The organism is Psychrobacter immobilis (genome assembly GCF_003148585.1).
Taxonomy (GTDB): Bacteria; Pseudomonadota; Gammaproteobacteria; order Pseudomonadales; family Moraxellaceae; genus Psychrobacter; species Psychrobacter immobilis.
Genome location: NZ_QGGM01000023.1, coordinates 1 through 14427 on the forward strand (window position 1 = coordinate 1; position 14427 = coordinate 14427).

Genomic DNA, 14427 nt, shown 5'->3' on the forward strand with positions numbered 1-14427 from the left:
TGTCGTCTTGTCATGATGATTAAGCTCATATGAGTAAATATAGAGTTACTATAGCTTATTCTAAAACAACTGTGCTAATTGATGACACGCCCTAGTTGTATTCATACTTTTACAATATTTTTTTATCTTCGACGACAGCAACTCGGTAGGTATTGGCTTCGTCTAAATACTCTACTAACATCACTCTATCACCTTGTTTCAGCAACCCATCATTGGTGTCTGAACGAATCTTTAATATCAATCCTGCACCGCCATCATTTAGCTCTGCTTCGCCATGCTTATCTGTGACACTAAGCGTGCGCACAACAGCGATCTTACCCACATTATTAGACGAATTACGTTTGGGAATTTTGGCGATATTTTTGCGAATCGGCGAAATAATAATACCTGTCAACCACATGGATACGACCAATACGAAAATGAGTGCCCCTGTACCGAATAAATAGTACAGAACGCCAGAATCGAAATATTGGTGTAAAAAGCTGGTATATAAATAGCTGAGCAACCAACCGATCAAGCTAATTAAGCTTAGTATGATGATTAAAGGGACACCGTAAAGACCAAATTTGAGCATGAGACCCGTAAAAAAACCAGTCGATGATAAGGTAGAGACATCAGCATCACCGCCTGACTCACCAAGGTCTACGCTATCCATATCTACCATGCCGAGTAAAGACACAACCCAATATAAAGTGACGAACATCACAAGCCCCGTAAAAATAATCGTGGGATATAAACTGATTTTAGTGATAAAGACTAAAAAAGCTTCTTGCATTGCGCGTGTTCTCCTTTTGCTCACCCAATCTATTAGCTCAATGACTTGGTTATGCAAATTGGTATTATGGGGATGATGCTCACTCGAATTAATGCTGCCAAGTTTACATTTTTTAAATCAACTTATGTTGCTTTATCAAGGATTATATATACATTCCATTACATAATACATAGGTTTTGCCTTTAGCGTCCCCATATCGGCGAGCGCACGACTCCGCCCACCTTACTGCCAATGGCATAACTTGTATTACCAGATAATGAGTGAATGACCAAACTTCCGCTATTTTGACCGCCCACTTGTGAAAGCTTTGTCGGATAGACAGCATACTGTGCAGATGGTGACAGACGTGCTGGTTCATCCAGTCCCGTCTCTGCTAGATTGGTGATTTGCCCAGTACTCAGCGTCATCACCGCAGCCTTACGACCATTGAGATAGGCCATGCGCTGACCGTCCAAGCTCAGTTGCGGACTGGCGACATAGCCACTTGTTGGTACAGGCGTGGCACTAGCAGTCTCGAAGTGGTAGCGATAGATACGTGGGCGTCCAGCGCGGACTTTATCACTGGTATAGACAAAACTTTGCCCATCACTGGCGTAGCTTGGCTGTACTTCCGTGCTCGGTAACGTAGTGAGCTGTGTGGTCTTACCATCGCTCAGACGTATCTCATAGATATCAGCATTGCCGCCGACCGTTGAGCTATAGAGGAGTTTTTGCCCATCAGGTGAGAACGACGCTGACATATTGCTGCCTTCAGCATTTACCGCAAGGTTGCGGATGTTGCTTTTGCGATCATAGATATAAATCTTAGGGTGTTGGCGCGGCGCTTGTTTACTATATGCCAGCAGTTGCCCATCAGCTGACCATGCTGGCGCATAAATATAACCATTAAGCTGATCGATTAACTGACGATCACTACCATCAGGACGAATGCTATAAAGCGTCGACATCTTTGCAGCTCCGATTCCTTGCTCCTCGACATAGGCAATGCGCCCTTGCCGATCTACCGCTGACATTTGCGCCGTTAGTGGATTGCTCGCACTCATATTATTAGCAGGTGCTTGCATCGTTTTAGACATCGTACTAGGCAAGGTCTGACAACCTGTCAACAGAATAAAAGTCGTTAGTGCGGTGATATTACTTATCGTTCTTATATTGACAGATGATTTTGATACAAGCATTTTTGACATAAAATAACGTCCAATAAAGTGTTGATTATTGCGTACTGAGAATCTTGACAATTAAGGCTAAAAGATTGAGTGCATTAAAGCATCCTAGCCTACATACTTTACTTAATAGCAAATGACAGTGTAGCGTAAACCATGCCAAATTTTGGACAAAAAAATACCCCACTAGATAGTGAGGCATTTTTAAAACTACATCTGACTTTTATAGAACATTGCTTTTATTCAACATTACTTTTACCGAATATTGCTTTTAGCAAATACTATTTAAAAACCATCTGTAATGCTTGAATTATTTAGAAACGGCTTTGAAATGGGCAACTTGATTGCTATTGGTAATGGTCAAGATAGGCGTGTTATTGGCATTTTTACTGATGCTATATTTACCTTGTACGGTCGCTAAAGTCGCAGTATCAAAACTTGCTTGTGGCTCAGGGCATGCCATCATAGTAGATAAAACGTTGCCTAATACGACATTGCCGTTCACAACCTTGTAGTCAGCGCCCATGTTATTACAGGTGTTCATAAAGGTCACACGGTCACTGCCGCTATCTTTGAAAAACTTTAGCGTCAATGGCTTCGCTGGATCAAAGAACAATTGGCTAACCTTATCACCATTGCTGCGTTTTGCGTCAACCAGCTGCCAATCATATGCTTGTAGCGTATTAGAAGTAATTGGTTGAGTCACTGGCGCTGTTACGCTAGGGGTGGTTTGGCAACCAGCAGCCAACGTACCTACCGCAAGTGTCGCTACCATCATCATTTTAGTCATGTTTTTCATATAAACTCCTATAGTGGTTTTTTTAGAATAAAAAATAGCTCTTATCCTAAACATTCGTTTTTATTATGATTAATTTACTGTTTTATTCATTACTCTCAATAATGCGGTTATTATGCACAACTGCAGCTTAACTGTCATTATAGATTGAGTGTATGATTACCCTGTTATTTGTTGCGATCTATAGTCTTTTTGCTAACCTCTATTGTTAGACAGTACATTAACTGCTAACACTTTTTATATAACTTCTCGAATATACTCTAAAAGCCGACAATTTCTCATTAAAATCATTGTTTTACTTATTTATGTTAGGCATTACTCTAGATTGGCGAGGTTCTGTTGTTGCAAAGCAGCATAGCCTACCAAACGTTTGCGTTCAGCCTCACTAAATAGCTGCTGTTCGATTTGATTGATTTGGGTTTGTGCTTGCGTTTTATCTGCACTTTGACTCAATAAGCGCTGTTTTTGAGCTTGATATTGGTCGAAACGTTGAGCAAAATTAGCATCTTCTGCATCGACTTGCGCGAGGCGTGCGGCGGCTGGAGCACCTACCAGATCACGACGCATGTTATACAATTCCTGAGCCGTTGCCCCTTTTGCTTGCATCTGTTTTGTGCGATTCATCAGCTCGTTCAGATTGGCTTGCTGGGTGATACCGGCTTTGAGCGCATTATCTGGCATACGGCTAATGTAGTTCTGCCGCGCTGCCTCTTTTTGCACATCGTTTAGCTGCTGGTTTTGGTTAATTCTGACCATCTCCATACTATAATTATCATACTCCTCTTCTGCACCAAAGAAGGCGGTAATGGTTTCTTTAGTAAAATACTGCTGACGCAACTTGGTTACATCTTGCTTTTGCTGGGCGACGACATTTAGATCCAGCTCACCGCTTTTTGCCGCTTGTAATTGCAGATTACCGTAACGTTGTTCTATTTCAGGAATGGCTTTAAGATAGGTAATATATTGGTCAAATATAGTGACCGCTTGACTAGCGGCAGGCTCTGGCGTGTGATGACGAATATAGCTTTCGACACGGGTATAAATAACCGCTTCATCTTCTTCACCCAGCGCCGACAAAAAATAATCGAATAAACGCCGTAGACCTTCAGTGACGACCAACTGCTTATTTTCATCAATGATGATTTCGCCGTCGATTTGCGTGCCTTGTAATGAGCGCGGCAAACGCTCCAATCCAGTGACAAATAGAGCCTGGTTTTGGGCGGCTGTTGTTTGCACTAATTGGCCATTATCCAGCGCAGTTGATAGAGTAGCATCAGCCTCACTAGTGAGGGCACTGGATACTGGTTGCGCTGTAGCCATACGTGTATTATCAGGTTTGAACCACATAATCACCGCCGCCGTTATGGCTATGCTAACCACGGCGATTATAACTATTGGTAGATAGGCTGGGCGGCGATTATTCGACATAAATGAGGATTTTTTTATAAGTCAGCTTAAAGGCTGATGTTTTTAAAAGCGTATGTTCTTAAAAACTTACTTTATTAAAGGTTAGCGTTTTTAAGACGATTGACCTGAGTACGATAGATAGATTTTGGCTCAGAATCGCCCCATGCCGTCAGACCCAATACTTGATCGGCTGAATCCAAATGATTCATTCTATAATTATCCCGAATCACATAACCAAGACGACTTGAGCAAGCAGATACCAACCCATCATTAGACTCGCCTGCAAACGGCACGCTCGTTGCTGCCAATAAATAATCACTAGGATCAAGTGCGCTTGTTATTTGTCCAACCCCGCTGAACGAATAGTATTTGATACCATTGACGGCAGTACTGGTCGGCTGACCACAATAATTTTTTGGCATTGCCGCGGGAAATTTGGCATTGAACTTAGCCGCACCATCGGTTGATAGAGCCACGAGCGCTTGCCAGCCATCTTGCTCTTGTATCTCTTTAAAACTGATACCTGAACCAACGTCTGTAAAGCCACCAATCAAATTGAACACGCCTGAGACTAGCTGTGTTGTGACATTGGATGGATTACCTGTGGTGTTGTTTGGCTCAAGGGTGTTTTTGACAAAATCTGCCGTTTTTGACCCTTGTTCTGGGCTTGATACTGCCGTAACTGATGCGACATATTTTGGCGCGACGCCAGCGACATAGCGGATATCTATACCGCCTTGACTGTGTCCAAATAAATTGACTTTTGGTTCACCTGAAATGGCAGTGATGGTTTTGACTTGTTGCAGCAGCTGCTCTCCGCGAATCTCACTGTTATTGACGGCTGACGTTTTGGTGGTATATACCTCTGAGCCGCCTTTCATCAACTCTTGAGGAATGCCATTGAAGTAGTCGATAATCCCAAACAAGTTAGTGAAGCCGCCAAGACCATGTGCCATAACAATTGGGTATTTTGTATCAGTATGATTTGACGTCCAGTATTTGTTGCTGACCAGCTTGCATCCGGTTGAATTGGCACAATTATAGTATTGACCAGCAGCTTGAGCCGAGGTGGTTTGTAAAGCCATTAAAAGTACACCGGCACCGATAACACCAAGTGAAGGGAGAAATGCGCTGGGCGTGAAAGCCGAAGCTAGAGAAGATTTTAGCGTCATAATAACGTCCTTGTTATCATTAATTTTGATTATCTTTACCTCTCAAATACGACAGCAGAAGCGGCAAAGATTGCTGCTAATTCCTTTAGCATGCAAAATTACATTACTTATATCTTCTGTAACATTCAACTAAATTGTCAAAATATGAATATATTATCGTGACTATAGGGTCACAATTGCCCTTACTTCGCTGTAAAGCAATTATTATCAATAATAATGATAGGTTCACTATCACTTAACGTAAAACAGCGGCGTCTTCATTTATGTTATAATTCAAGCCATTAATTCCATAACTATAAGTAATATAATGATGACTAAAAAATCTCTTATCCAGTCCCCAGAAGCCATAGAAAAAATGCGCGTGGCCGGTAAACTTGCCAGTGATGTCCTTGTCATGCTCGATGAGCACGTTCGAGTTGGCATCAGTACCGAGGCACTTAACCAAATCGCCCATGACTATATCGTTAATGTGCAACAGGCTATTCCTGCACCGCTTAACTACAATGGCTTCCCAAAATCAATTTGCACCTCGATTAACCATGTGGTTTGTCATGGTATTCCAGCCGAAAACAAGCTACTCAAAGATGGCGATATCATCAATATCGATGTGACCGTGATAAAAGATGGCTACTATGGCGATACCTCAAAAATGTGGATCGTTGGTAACGGCTCTATCATGGCACAGCGTATCTGCAAAGTCGCACAAGATGCGTTATATGCCGGTATGAGTGTCGTCAAAAACGGTGCGCGTCTAGGTGATGTCGGTGCTGCTATCCAAGCAGTGGTCGAACCTGAACGTTTCAGTATCGTCCGCGAGTTCTGTGGTCACGGCATTAGCAATGAGTTTCACCATGAGCCGCAAGTCATGCACTATGGCAAAAAAGGTACAGGCTTTGAGCTAAAAACAGGCATGACCTTTACCATCGAGCCGATGATTAACCAAGGTACATGGCAAACCAAGATTTTGCCTGACGAATGGACGGCGATTACTAAAGACCGTAAGCTGTCAGCACAGTGGGAGCATACGATGGTCGTGACCGATAATGGCTGTGAGGTGTTTACCACTCGCCCTGAAGAAGATTTAAGTTTTTTGACCCAGTAATATCAAAAAAGATCGCCTAGGCGGTCTTTTTTTTGGCCAATAATTAGGTCATATTGAGTATTGTGCTCACCCGCTTTTTATCTTTATACTCTGATGACTTAATAACTTATATTGGTAACTTCTATTTGTGAATTTTGTCAGCTACCAGCACACTGGTGATTCTACGCTTTTCAGCTGAAACGTTTTATTTTTAAACTCTTAACGGGATAACACTCATGTTTACTTGTGATGTCGCTTCTATCGATCTGACACCTTTACCTCTATTATCAAATGATATAGCGACAAACGCATCACTGCTAGCGGACACTCCTGTCACTGAAAAGTCGCTACTGGGTATTCCTCACTGGTTGACTCAAATTAATCAGGATATTAACCGTGCACTTGAGCGCGGTGTCAATATTCGTCAATTGGTCGCGGCACGCTCTGGTGCGATTGACGAATTGCTGATTGCCTTGTTCAACTGGTTTGAGCTGGATAAGACAGATTTGGCTTTATTTGCCACAGGCGGTTATGGTCGTGGCGAGCTGTCGCTTTATTCAGACATCGACATTTTATTGCTTTCTCCTGATGAGATTGGTGCTGATGCCAGTGGGAAAATAGATCGGTTGGTGGCGCTATTGTGGGATATCGGATTAGAGCCTGCTCTCTCGGTACGTAGTGTTAATGACGCTTTAGAAGCGTCGCTCGATCACACCATTGCCAGTGCACAGCTAGAAGCTCGGCTATTAATTGGTAATGAGGCTTTACAGGATGTGCCCGTTCAAATTGTCAATAAACAGTGGTCGCCGCGTGAGTTTTTTGAAGTAAAAATCGCAGAAGCTAAAGCGCGATATTTACAGCACAATGCCACCGAGTACAATCTTGAACCCAATATAAAAACCGCCCCTGGTGGTCTACGCGACATTCATATCATCGGCTGGGTAACCAAACGCTATTTTCGAGTGGGTAAGCTGTATGATTTAGTACAACAAAACTTTTTGACTGAAAAAGAGTTCGATGAGCTGAACTTTGCAGAAGGTTATTTATGGCAAATACGTCATTATCTGCATGTATTGACTGGTCGCAACGAAAACAAGCTGCTGTTTGATTATCAGCGTGAAATTGCCCAGTTGATGGGTTATGAGACGCAGCCAGACGATCAGCCAAATGCCGCCGTCGAGCGTTTTATGCGCGACTATTATCGCTGTGCCATGCAGATATCGACGCTGTCTGAGATGCTGACCAATCACTACTACGAGACGATTATAGAGCCGCAGTTGCCTGATGATGAGCGTCCAAAAAAGCAGCCAATCAATGCGCGCTTTAACCAAGTTGGTGACCAAATCGCCATGGCGCATCATCGGGTTTTTGCTCAGCATCCTGACTCTATCTTAGAGATGTTTTTACTGATGGGTCAGTACGGTATCAAAAACGTGCGCACTCATACCTTGCGTGCGCTAAAAATCGCCGCGCGTGGCATCGATCAAGTCTACCGTGATAACCCCGCTCACCAAGCGCTCTTCTTAGCCAATTTAAAAGAGCAGAATTATCTGTTTCATCGCCTGCGTGCCATGAATCGCTACGGCGTCTTAGGCAGCTACATTCCTGCGTTCGCCCAAGTGACCGGTCTGATGCAATATGATTTATTTCACCGTTATACGGTTGATGCGCATACCTTATTTTTGATTCGGATTTTGCATCGCTTCACCGACCCACGGTTTTATGAAGATTTCCCACTGGTCAGCTCTATCTTTCAGCGTATCGAGCGCAAGGAAATCTTGGTACTGGCCGCCATGTTCCATGATATTGCCAAAGGTCGCGGTGGCAACCATAGTGAGCTGGGTCAAACCGAGTCGACTGAATTTTGTTTGGCGCATGGTATGAGTCTGGCAGATGCCAACTTGGTTGGTTGGCTCACTCGCTATCATTTATTAATGTCGATGACTGCTCAGAAAAAAGACATCTCAGATCCAGAAGTGGTCACTATTTTTGCCAATTTAGTCGGTAATGTCACCCACCTCAATCATTTATATGTGCTCACTGTTGCGGATATGAATGCGACCAATCCACAGTTGTGGAACAGCTGGCGTGCCACATTAATGAAACAGTTATACTCACAAACTCGGCGCATTTTGCGCGCTGATATCGATGCACCTACTAATCGCCAAGATATGATCAGTGCCACACGTACCCAAGCCTTAGCGATGCTCGATAATGTCAACAATCAACATATGAATCGTGATGAAGTCTTGAGGCTATGGGATGATCTGGGTGATGAATATTTCTTGAGAGAAATTCCTGAAGACATCTTATGGCATACCGAGGCCATTTTGAACCATCCGCCGATTGGTCTTGCTTCTAATGCAGATAGCCCGCCATTGGTGGTATTACGTGAGCATCGTGAGTTGGCCCTTGATGCGGTACAGGTCTTTGTTTATACCCAAGATCAGACGAACCTGTTTGCAGTCACCATGGCTGTATTTGATCAAATGAACTTGGATGTTTTAGACGCCCGTATCATTACTGCTACCCGCGATTTTGCTTTGGACTCCTATGTACTGCTTGATCCCAGTGGCACATTATTGGTCGATGAGGACAGTCAACAAGAGCTCAAACAGCGCCTAATCAATGCCTTTAAAGACCCGACACTACTGAAACTTACCAATAAGCGCATACCGCGTCAGCTTAGACATTTTGAAGTAACCACGGTGATTAATTTTGAGTTTAATGAGGCTTCTGATCAGCATATTATGAGCTTAGAAACCCTTGATCAGCCGGGGCTACTGGCAAGAGTAGGACAGGTGTTTTTGCAGGAGAAAATTGAGGTGCATGCGGCGCGTATCACCACTTTGGGTGAACGTGCAGAAGATATGTTTTATATCAGCGATCAAAATGATGAACCGCTATCTGCTGCTAGACTTGACGCACTACGATCCGCCTTGATGGCCAGTCTCAGTATGCAAAGAGAGCAGCCTGCTGCTTACAGTAAATGTGATTGAACAAATGGGCTTACAAGATAAGTCTAAGATAAATACTCGGCGTGTATCATCCATTCATTGATGGCATGCTTTGTATTTTTTAACCCGTTAATATCAAAAGCACCTTTTATAAGGTGCTTTTATATATCATTTCGCTAGCGTGCTCATTGAGCTCATCATCCGCAAGATCTGGTGGCAGAATCTCTGCTTCTATCTGTTTTTGCGTCAGTATTAAGCGCCCAGCGTTGACCTCTTTTTGCAGCAAACAATGTAAACTTGCTAAATGAAAATCCCCCTCAAAACACTCATAGATTTGTCTTAGAGAAATAGGCGATTTGGCGTGCACATCGGGATAAAGGCTGTCCTCTGCTAAGATAATCATCTCATTCAGTGCCTCTTCACGCATCAACTCATCTTTATCGATTTTACGTTGTAAGCCGTCCGCCATTCGACTTTTGGACGCGAGCATGGCCACAAAAATCACTGTCTGTACAACAAATAAGGCAATATATTGCCATAAAGGCAGTAAAATACCGAGCTGATTGCTAAGCAACATCAGCACCATCGCAATGATCACATAACTGACCAGTTGCCACAGTAACCACATCATCAAGCTGTTTTCACCATACCAAAACATTTTTCGTTCTTTATGGCTAATTAATTGCTGGCGAGCTTGCCACCAGCTTTGCTCCCGCTGTTTTAATAGTTCGTACAATTTGGTTCGCTGTTGCGCATCATCAAAATTTTCATCTTGAATGTCTGTCGCGTTAAGGTCATTAGTTTTTGAGATACTAGGCATATCAAATTATCCTCACCATAATCTATCATTAGGGCTGACAGCAGTTTTTTGTATTGTTATAAGTTATCAATTGATAAGCTTTTTTTAGGATTTTTAAATCTGTGACTGCTTCATTAGTTATTATAATTTATGGTTAAATAGCTAAGCAGCTTGAGCATGAGAAGTAAAAGACAAAAAATAAGAGAAGTGCTACACTGCTTAAATGTAATTTTTCTTTATAACTTTATTATTAATTGTCTATTATAGTTACCCTACTTATGAATCACAACTTAACGTACCTGCATCCTTACCCTTTTGCAAAGATGGCAACATTGCTTGCTAACAGTGTGCCAGCCCATGACTACAGTGAAATCAAGCTCGGTATTGGTGAACCAAAACATGAGCCGCCAACGTTCGTGCTGGACGTACTACGTGAAAATTTGGACAAAATAAGTCGTTATCCAACGACTAATGGCATGTTTGAGCTGCGCCAAACCATCGCGCATTGGCTAGAAAAACGCTTCTTTTTGAACCATGTCGATGCCAATACGCAAGTATTACCAGTAATGGGCACACGCGAGGCTATTTTTAGTCTGGTACAAGCAGTCGTGGATCATAAAGTAAGCGATACAGAGAGTAGTCCGCTGTCTGTCTCTGACCCATTATCTGCCGTTTCTCCTATGACTGCTCCTACAATAGTCATGCCCAACCCTTTTTACCAAATATATGAGGGTGCAGCGATACTGGCGCAAGCCGAGCCTTATTTCGTGCCTTGCACACTGGACGATGACTTTAAAGGTAACTATCGCGCCGTACCAAAAGATGTTTGGGCGCGCACGCAGTTGCTGTTTGTTTGTAGTCCTAACAATCCGACGGGCTCGGTCATGACGATGGAGGATTGGGAATATCTCATTCGTCTGTCAGATCAGTACGATTTTATTATTGCCAGTGACGAGTGCTATAGCGAGCTGTATTTTGATACGGCACCGATTGGACTATTGCAAGCCTGCGCTGCCCTCGGTCGTCATGATTTCAAAAACTGTATTGTCTTTCACTCTTTATCTAAGCGTTCAAATCTGCCTGGTTTACGCTCAGGGTTTGTGGCAGGTGATGCCAATATTTTGCAAGCTTATCTGCAATATCGTACCTATCAAGGCTGTGCGATGCCGATACCACATCAGCTCGCCTCGATCGCTGCATGGCAAGATGAAAAGCATGTGGCACACAATCGCGCTCTGTATCAAGAAAAATTTGCCTTGTGGATGTCTGAGCTTGGTGAGTTACTAGAGTTACGAATGCCTGAGGCTGGATTTTACTTTTGGATAAAGGTCCCTGAGCCGTTCGATGGGGATGATGAGCAGTTTGTCAAAGCACTGTACGAGCAGGCCAATATTCACGCACTAGCAGGGCGCTATCTGTCACGTGATATTGATGGCAAAAACCCTGGGCAAGGCTATGTGCGCATTGCGCTCGTTGCGAGTGTTGATGAGAGCCGCGAAGCGATAAACCGTATTCGAAAATTACTAGGCGCATAAGCAGTCGCTTTATATATAAAAGTTTCAAAAAAAACAGCAACCTCTAATAGCCACAATATTACTGTGGTTATTAGAGGTTTTTTGCTTTAATAATGCTATAGTAAAGTGTCTTTTATCATCGATTATCTTTTACTCAATATGCCATCAAGGATGATGCCATGCCCCATCTTGATTTTACCCAGCCGCCCTTTGACGTATTGAGTCTGGCTGAACGCCAAAGTATCAGAAAAAATACTCAAATCCGCTACCTTGCCAAAAATGAGAATCTAACTGCCGAAGAGTTGCAATATCTGTATGTGGTCATTAAAGGGCAGATTGAGCAATTGCTTGATGGTGAGTTTGTTGCCTCTTACTTGGGTAGTAATCACTCCGACCATCTCAATAATAACGACTGGTTCGACAGCCGTCGTCTGCCTGAATCATTGACTGAAAATAACCTTAATACTGAAGCGCTGCAGACCTATCAGTTTCGAGCCGCTGAGGATACCTTGTTGCTCCAAGTCGCTGGTAGCGCAGTCGATAAAATCAGCGCCCAAAATCACCTAGTGCGCCAAATGCTGTCAGACAAATTGCCCGAACGGCTAAAGGCATTACAGCAGCGCCGCAATAATAAATCCATAGTCTCTGCCAGCTACAATGACCAACAAGAAGTGCAGCAAATCATGTTGCAGCCCGTCATTGATGTCAATCTATTGCCCGTCCATATCGTCAACGCCAATAACAGCTTGTACGAAGCCGCGTCTATCATGACGAAAGCGGGGCTAAAACATGTACTGGTGCAACCCTTAGACCACCTAAAACACGAGGGAGAGGTGCGATTTGGTACTGGTCATCTATTGGGTATTTTGACCGATACCGACATTTGCCGCGCCGTGAGTGACCAGCAAGATCCAGCCACTACCCCCTGCCAGAACTATGCTAATTTTAACCTGCGTACCATCAAAGCCAGTGATGAGATTGGCGATGCATTATTGACTATGACCCGCTATCGTATCCATCGGCTACCAGTGATTGATCAACATGGGGATGTCGTCGGTATATTGGGACAAAGCGATATGCTTGCGCATATTGGTCATCATTCACAGCTCATTAGTATCCAAATCGAGCAAGCAAAAGACTTATCGAGCTTAGATACTGCCGTCGAGCTTATCGGTCGTTACATTCGCGCACAGCATCAAAACGGTGTCAAAATCGGTAATATCAGCCGCATGGTACAGACCTTGAATGCACAGGTGTTTACTAAGCTCTGGCAACTTATCGTGCCTGATGAGGTCATGACAAATACCTGCCTGATTGTGATGGGCTCCGAGGGGCGCGGTGAGCAAATCATGCGTACTGACCAAGACAATGCGCTCATCTTACGTGACGGCTATACTCACCCTGATCTGGCACAATTTGCGGATACTTTTAATCAGCATTTAGCAGACCTCGGTTATCCACTGTGCGATGGTAATATCATGATGAACAACCCTATGTGGCGACAGCCGCTAAAACAGTTTAATGCTCAGATTGGTTTATGGTTTAGAAATACGGATCCCATGCATGGTATCTATTTGTCCGCGATACTCGATGGCGAATACGTCTGCGGAAATGAGTCATTATTGACTCAGGTGCGTCAACATTTAAAGGTTGCCCACAGGCAGTCAGACCCTATGTTTGTACGCCAGTTCGCGCGCGCCGCGCTACAGTTCGGTGATGTCAATCAGTGGTGGCAAAAGTTCGTGCCTTTGCTCGGTGGTAAATCCGGGTCAGAAGACATTGATCTAAAGAAAGCCGGTATTTTTCCACTGGTTCATGGCATTCGTACCTTGGCGTTAGAAAACGATATCTTAGAGCTGCCCAGTAGTAAAAATCGTCTTAAAGCTTTGGTACAAGCGCGCGCCTTGACCCAAGAGCGCGCAGATACTTTACTAGAAGCCTTGGAATTTTTTATGGCACAGCGCCTATCAGTCGCCCTATCAACCGACGATAAACATGCACGGCAAGTCAACCCAATGACCTTGACCGCGCTTGAGCGCGACTTATTAAAAGAGTGTTTGGCCGTTGTTAAAAGCTTTAAAAATCAGCTACGTCAGCATTATCAATTAGAACTCGCATAAGTACAACAATCGCATAAATGGATGAGCGACAACTATGAGTTGGCTAACACAGTTATCCTGCGCTTGGCAAAAAACGCAGCTACAGCGCCCAGAATTGGCATCGATGTTTACCAAACCTGTGGCTAAGCAATGGGTAGCGATTGACTGCGAAATGACGGGACTCAATCCAAAAAATCACCATTTATTGTCTGTCGCCGCGATTCATATCAATGACAATACAATCGATACCGGTAATGGCATGCATATCGTATGCAGACCACCTGTGATGCCAGACCGTGACACCATTGTGATTCACGGTCTACGTACTGCCGACGTTGAGCATGGTATGAGCTACGATGAGATGCTGGCGCTGCTGTTGCCATTTATAGGTAATCGCCCAATTGTGGGGTTTTGTACGAGTTTAGACACAGCGTTTTTAAACCCTCTGGTCAAACGCTATATGGGCACAGCACTGCCCAACGAAGTCATCGATTTGCGCCATTTATATAGTCGACGCATGAGTGGTCAAACCCAAGGGCTATCTAGCCAAGCGCAGCATCTCACCAATATTTTAGCGCATTATAATATACCCGACCTAGGCGCTCATGATGCTTACAACGATGCCATCATGACCGCCATGGCATTTTTACATGTGCGCTAGCGT

At 43.8% G+C, this 14427-nt stretch carries 11 protein-coding genes; 5 read left to right on the forward strand and 6 right to left on the reverse strand.

The window, feature by feature from the left end; genetic code table 11:
* Positions 1–109: 109 nt before the first annotated feature.
* The 5 genes from C8D84_RS13205 to C8D84_RS13225 form a co-directional block, all read right to left on the reverse strand.
* On the reverse strand, positions 110–775 hold the full coding sequence (locus tag C8D84_RS13205) for an OB-fold-containig protein (protein ID WP_109592709.1): 666 nt from the start codon (positions 773–775) through the stop codon (positions 110–112).
* 182 nt (positions 776–957) lie between these two features.
* On the reverse strand, positions 958–1962 hold the full coding sequence (locus C8D84_RS13210; protein WP_109592711.1) for a PD40 domain-containing protein: 1005 nt from the start codon (positions 1960–1962) through the stop codon (positions 958–960).
* A 286-nt stretch (positions 1963–2248) separates the two neighbouring features.
* Positions 2249–2737, reverse strand: a complete 489-nt coding sequence (locus tag C8D84_RS13215; RefSeq protein ID WP_109592713.1) for an META domain-containing protein — start codon at positions 2735–2737, stop codon at positions 2249–2251.
* A gap of 312 nt (positions 2738–3049) precedes the next feature.
* The gene (locus C8D84_RS13220; RefSeq protein WP_109592715.1) at positions 3050–4162 is read right to left on the reverse strand and encodes a lipase secretion chaperone; all 1113 of its coding nucleotides are present in this window, start codon (positions 4160–4162) and stop codon (positions 3050–3052) included.
* A 74-nt stretch (positions 4163–4236) separates the two neighbouring features.
* Complete coding sequence (locus C8D84_RS13225) at positions 4237–5313, reverse strand: esterase/lipase family protein (protein WP_109592717.1); 1077 nt, start codon at positions 5311–5313, stop codon at positions 4237–4239.
* Positions 5314–5623: 310 nt separating this feature from the next.
* Here C8D84_RS13225 and map point away from each other — a divergent pair, with 310 nt between their 5' ends.
* Positions 5624–6415, forward strand: a complete 792-nt coding sequence (gene map, locus C8D84_RS13230; RefSeq protein WP_372815769.1) for a type I methionyl aminopeptidase — start codon at positions 5624–5626, stop codon at positions 6413–6415.
* A 215-nt stretch (positions 6416–6630) separates the two neighbouring features.
* Positions 6631–9393 carry a [protein-PII] uridylyltransferase gene (glnD, locus tag C8D84_RS13235; RefSeq protein ID WP_109592719.1) on the forward strand — a complete coding sequence of 921 codons (2763 nt, stop codon included), beginning with the start codon at positions 6631–6633 and terminating at the stop codon, positions 9391–9393.
* A 106-nt stretch (positions 9394–9499) separates the two neighbouring features.
* Here the strand turns inward: glnD and C8D84_RS13240 are convergent, their stop codons facing one another.
* A complete protein-coding gene (locus tag C8D84_RS13240) occupies positions 9500–10171 on the reverse strand; it encodes a DUF1097 domain-containing protein (protein WP_109592721.1) in 672 nt (223 codons plus the stop codon).
* 257 nt (positions 10172–10428) lie between these two features.
* Between C8D84_RS13240 and dapC the strand changes: the two genes are divergently transcribed.
* From dapC to C8D84_RS13255, 3 genes are all read left to right on the forward strand, one after another.
* Entirely contained in the window at positions 10429–11685 is a 1257-nt protein-coding gene (gene dapC / locus C8D84_RS13245) for a succinyldiaminopimelate transaminase (RefSeq protein ID WP_109592723.1), read from the forward strand.
* Between the two features lie 158 nt (positions 11686–11843).
* Positions 11844–13784 carry a DUF294 nucleotidyltransferase-like domain-containing protein gene (locus C8D84_RS13250; RefSeq protein ID WP_109592725.1) on the forward strand — a complete coding sequence of 647 codons (1941 nt, stop codon included), beginning with the start codon at positions 11844–11846 and terminating at the stop codon, positions 13782–13784.
* Positions 13785–13818: 34 nt separating this feature from the next.
* Entirely contained in the window at positions 13819–14424 is a 606-nt protein-coding gene (locus C8D84_RS13255) for a 3'-5' exonuclease (protein WP_045447696.1), read from the forward strand.
* The last annotated feature ends 3 nt before the right edge of the window (positions 14425–14427 follow it).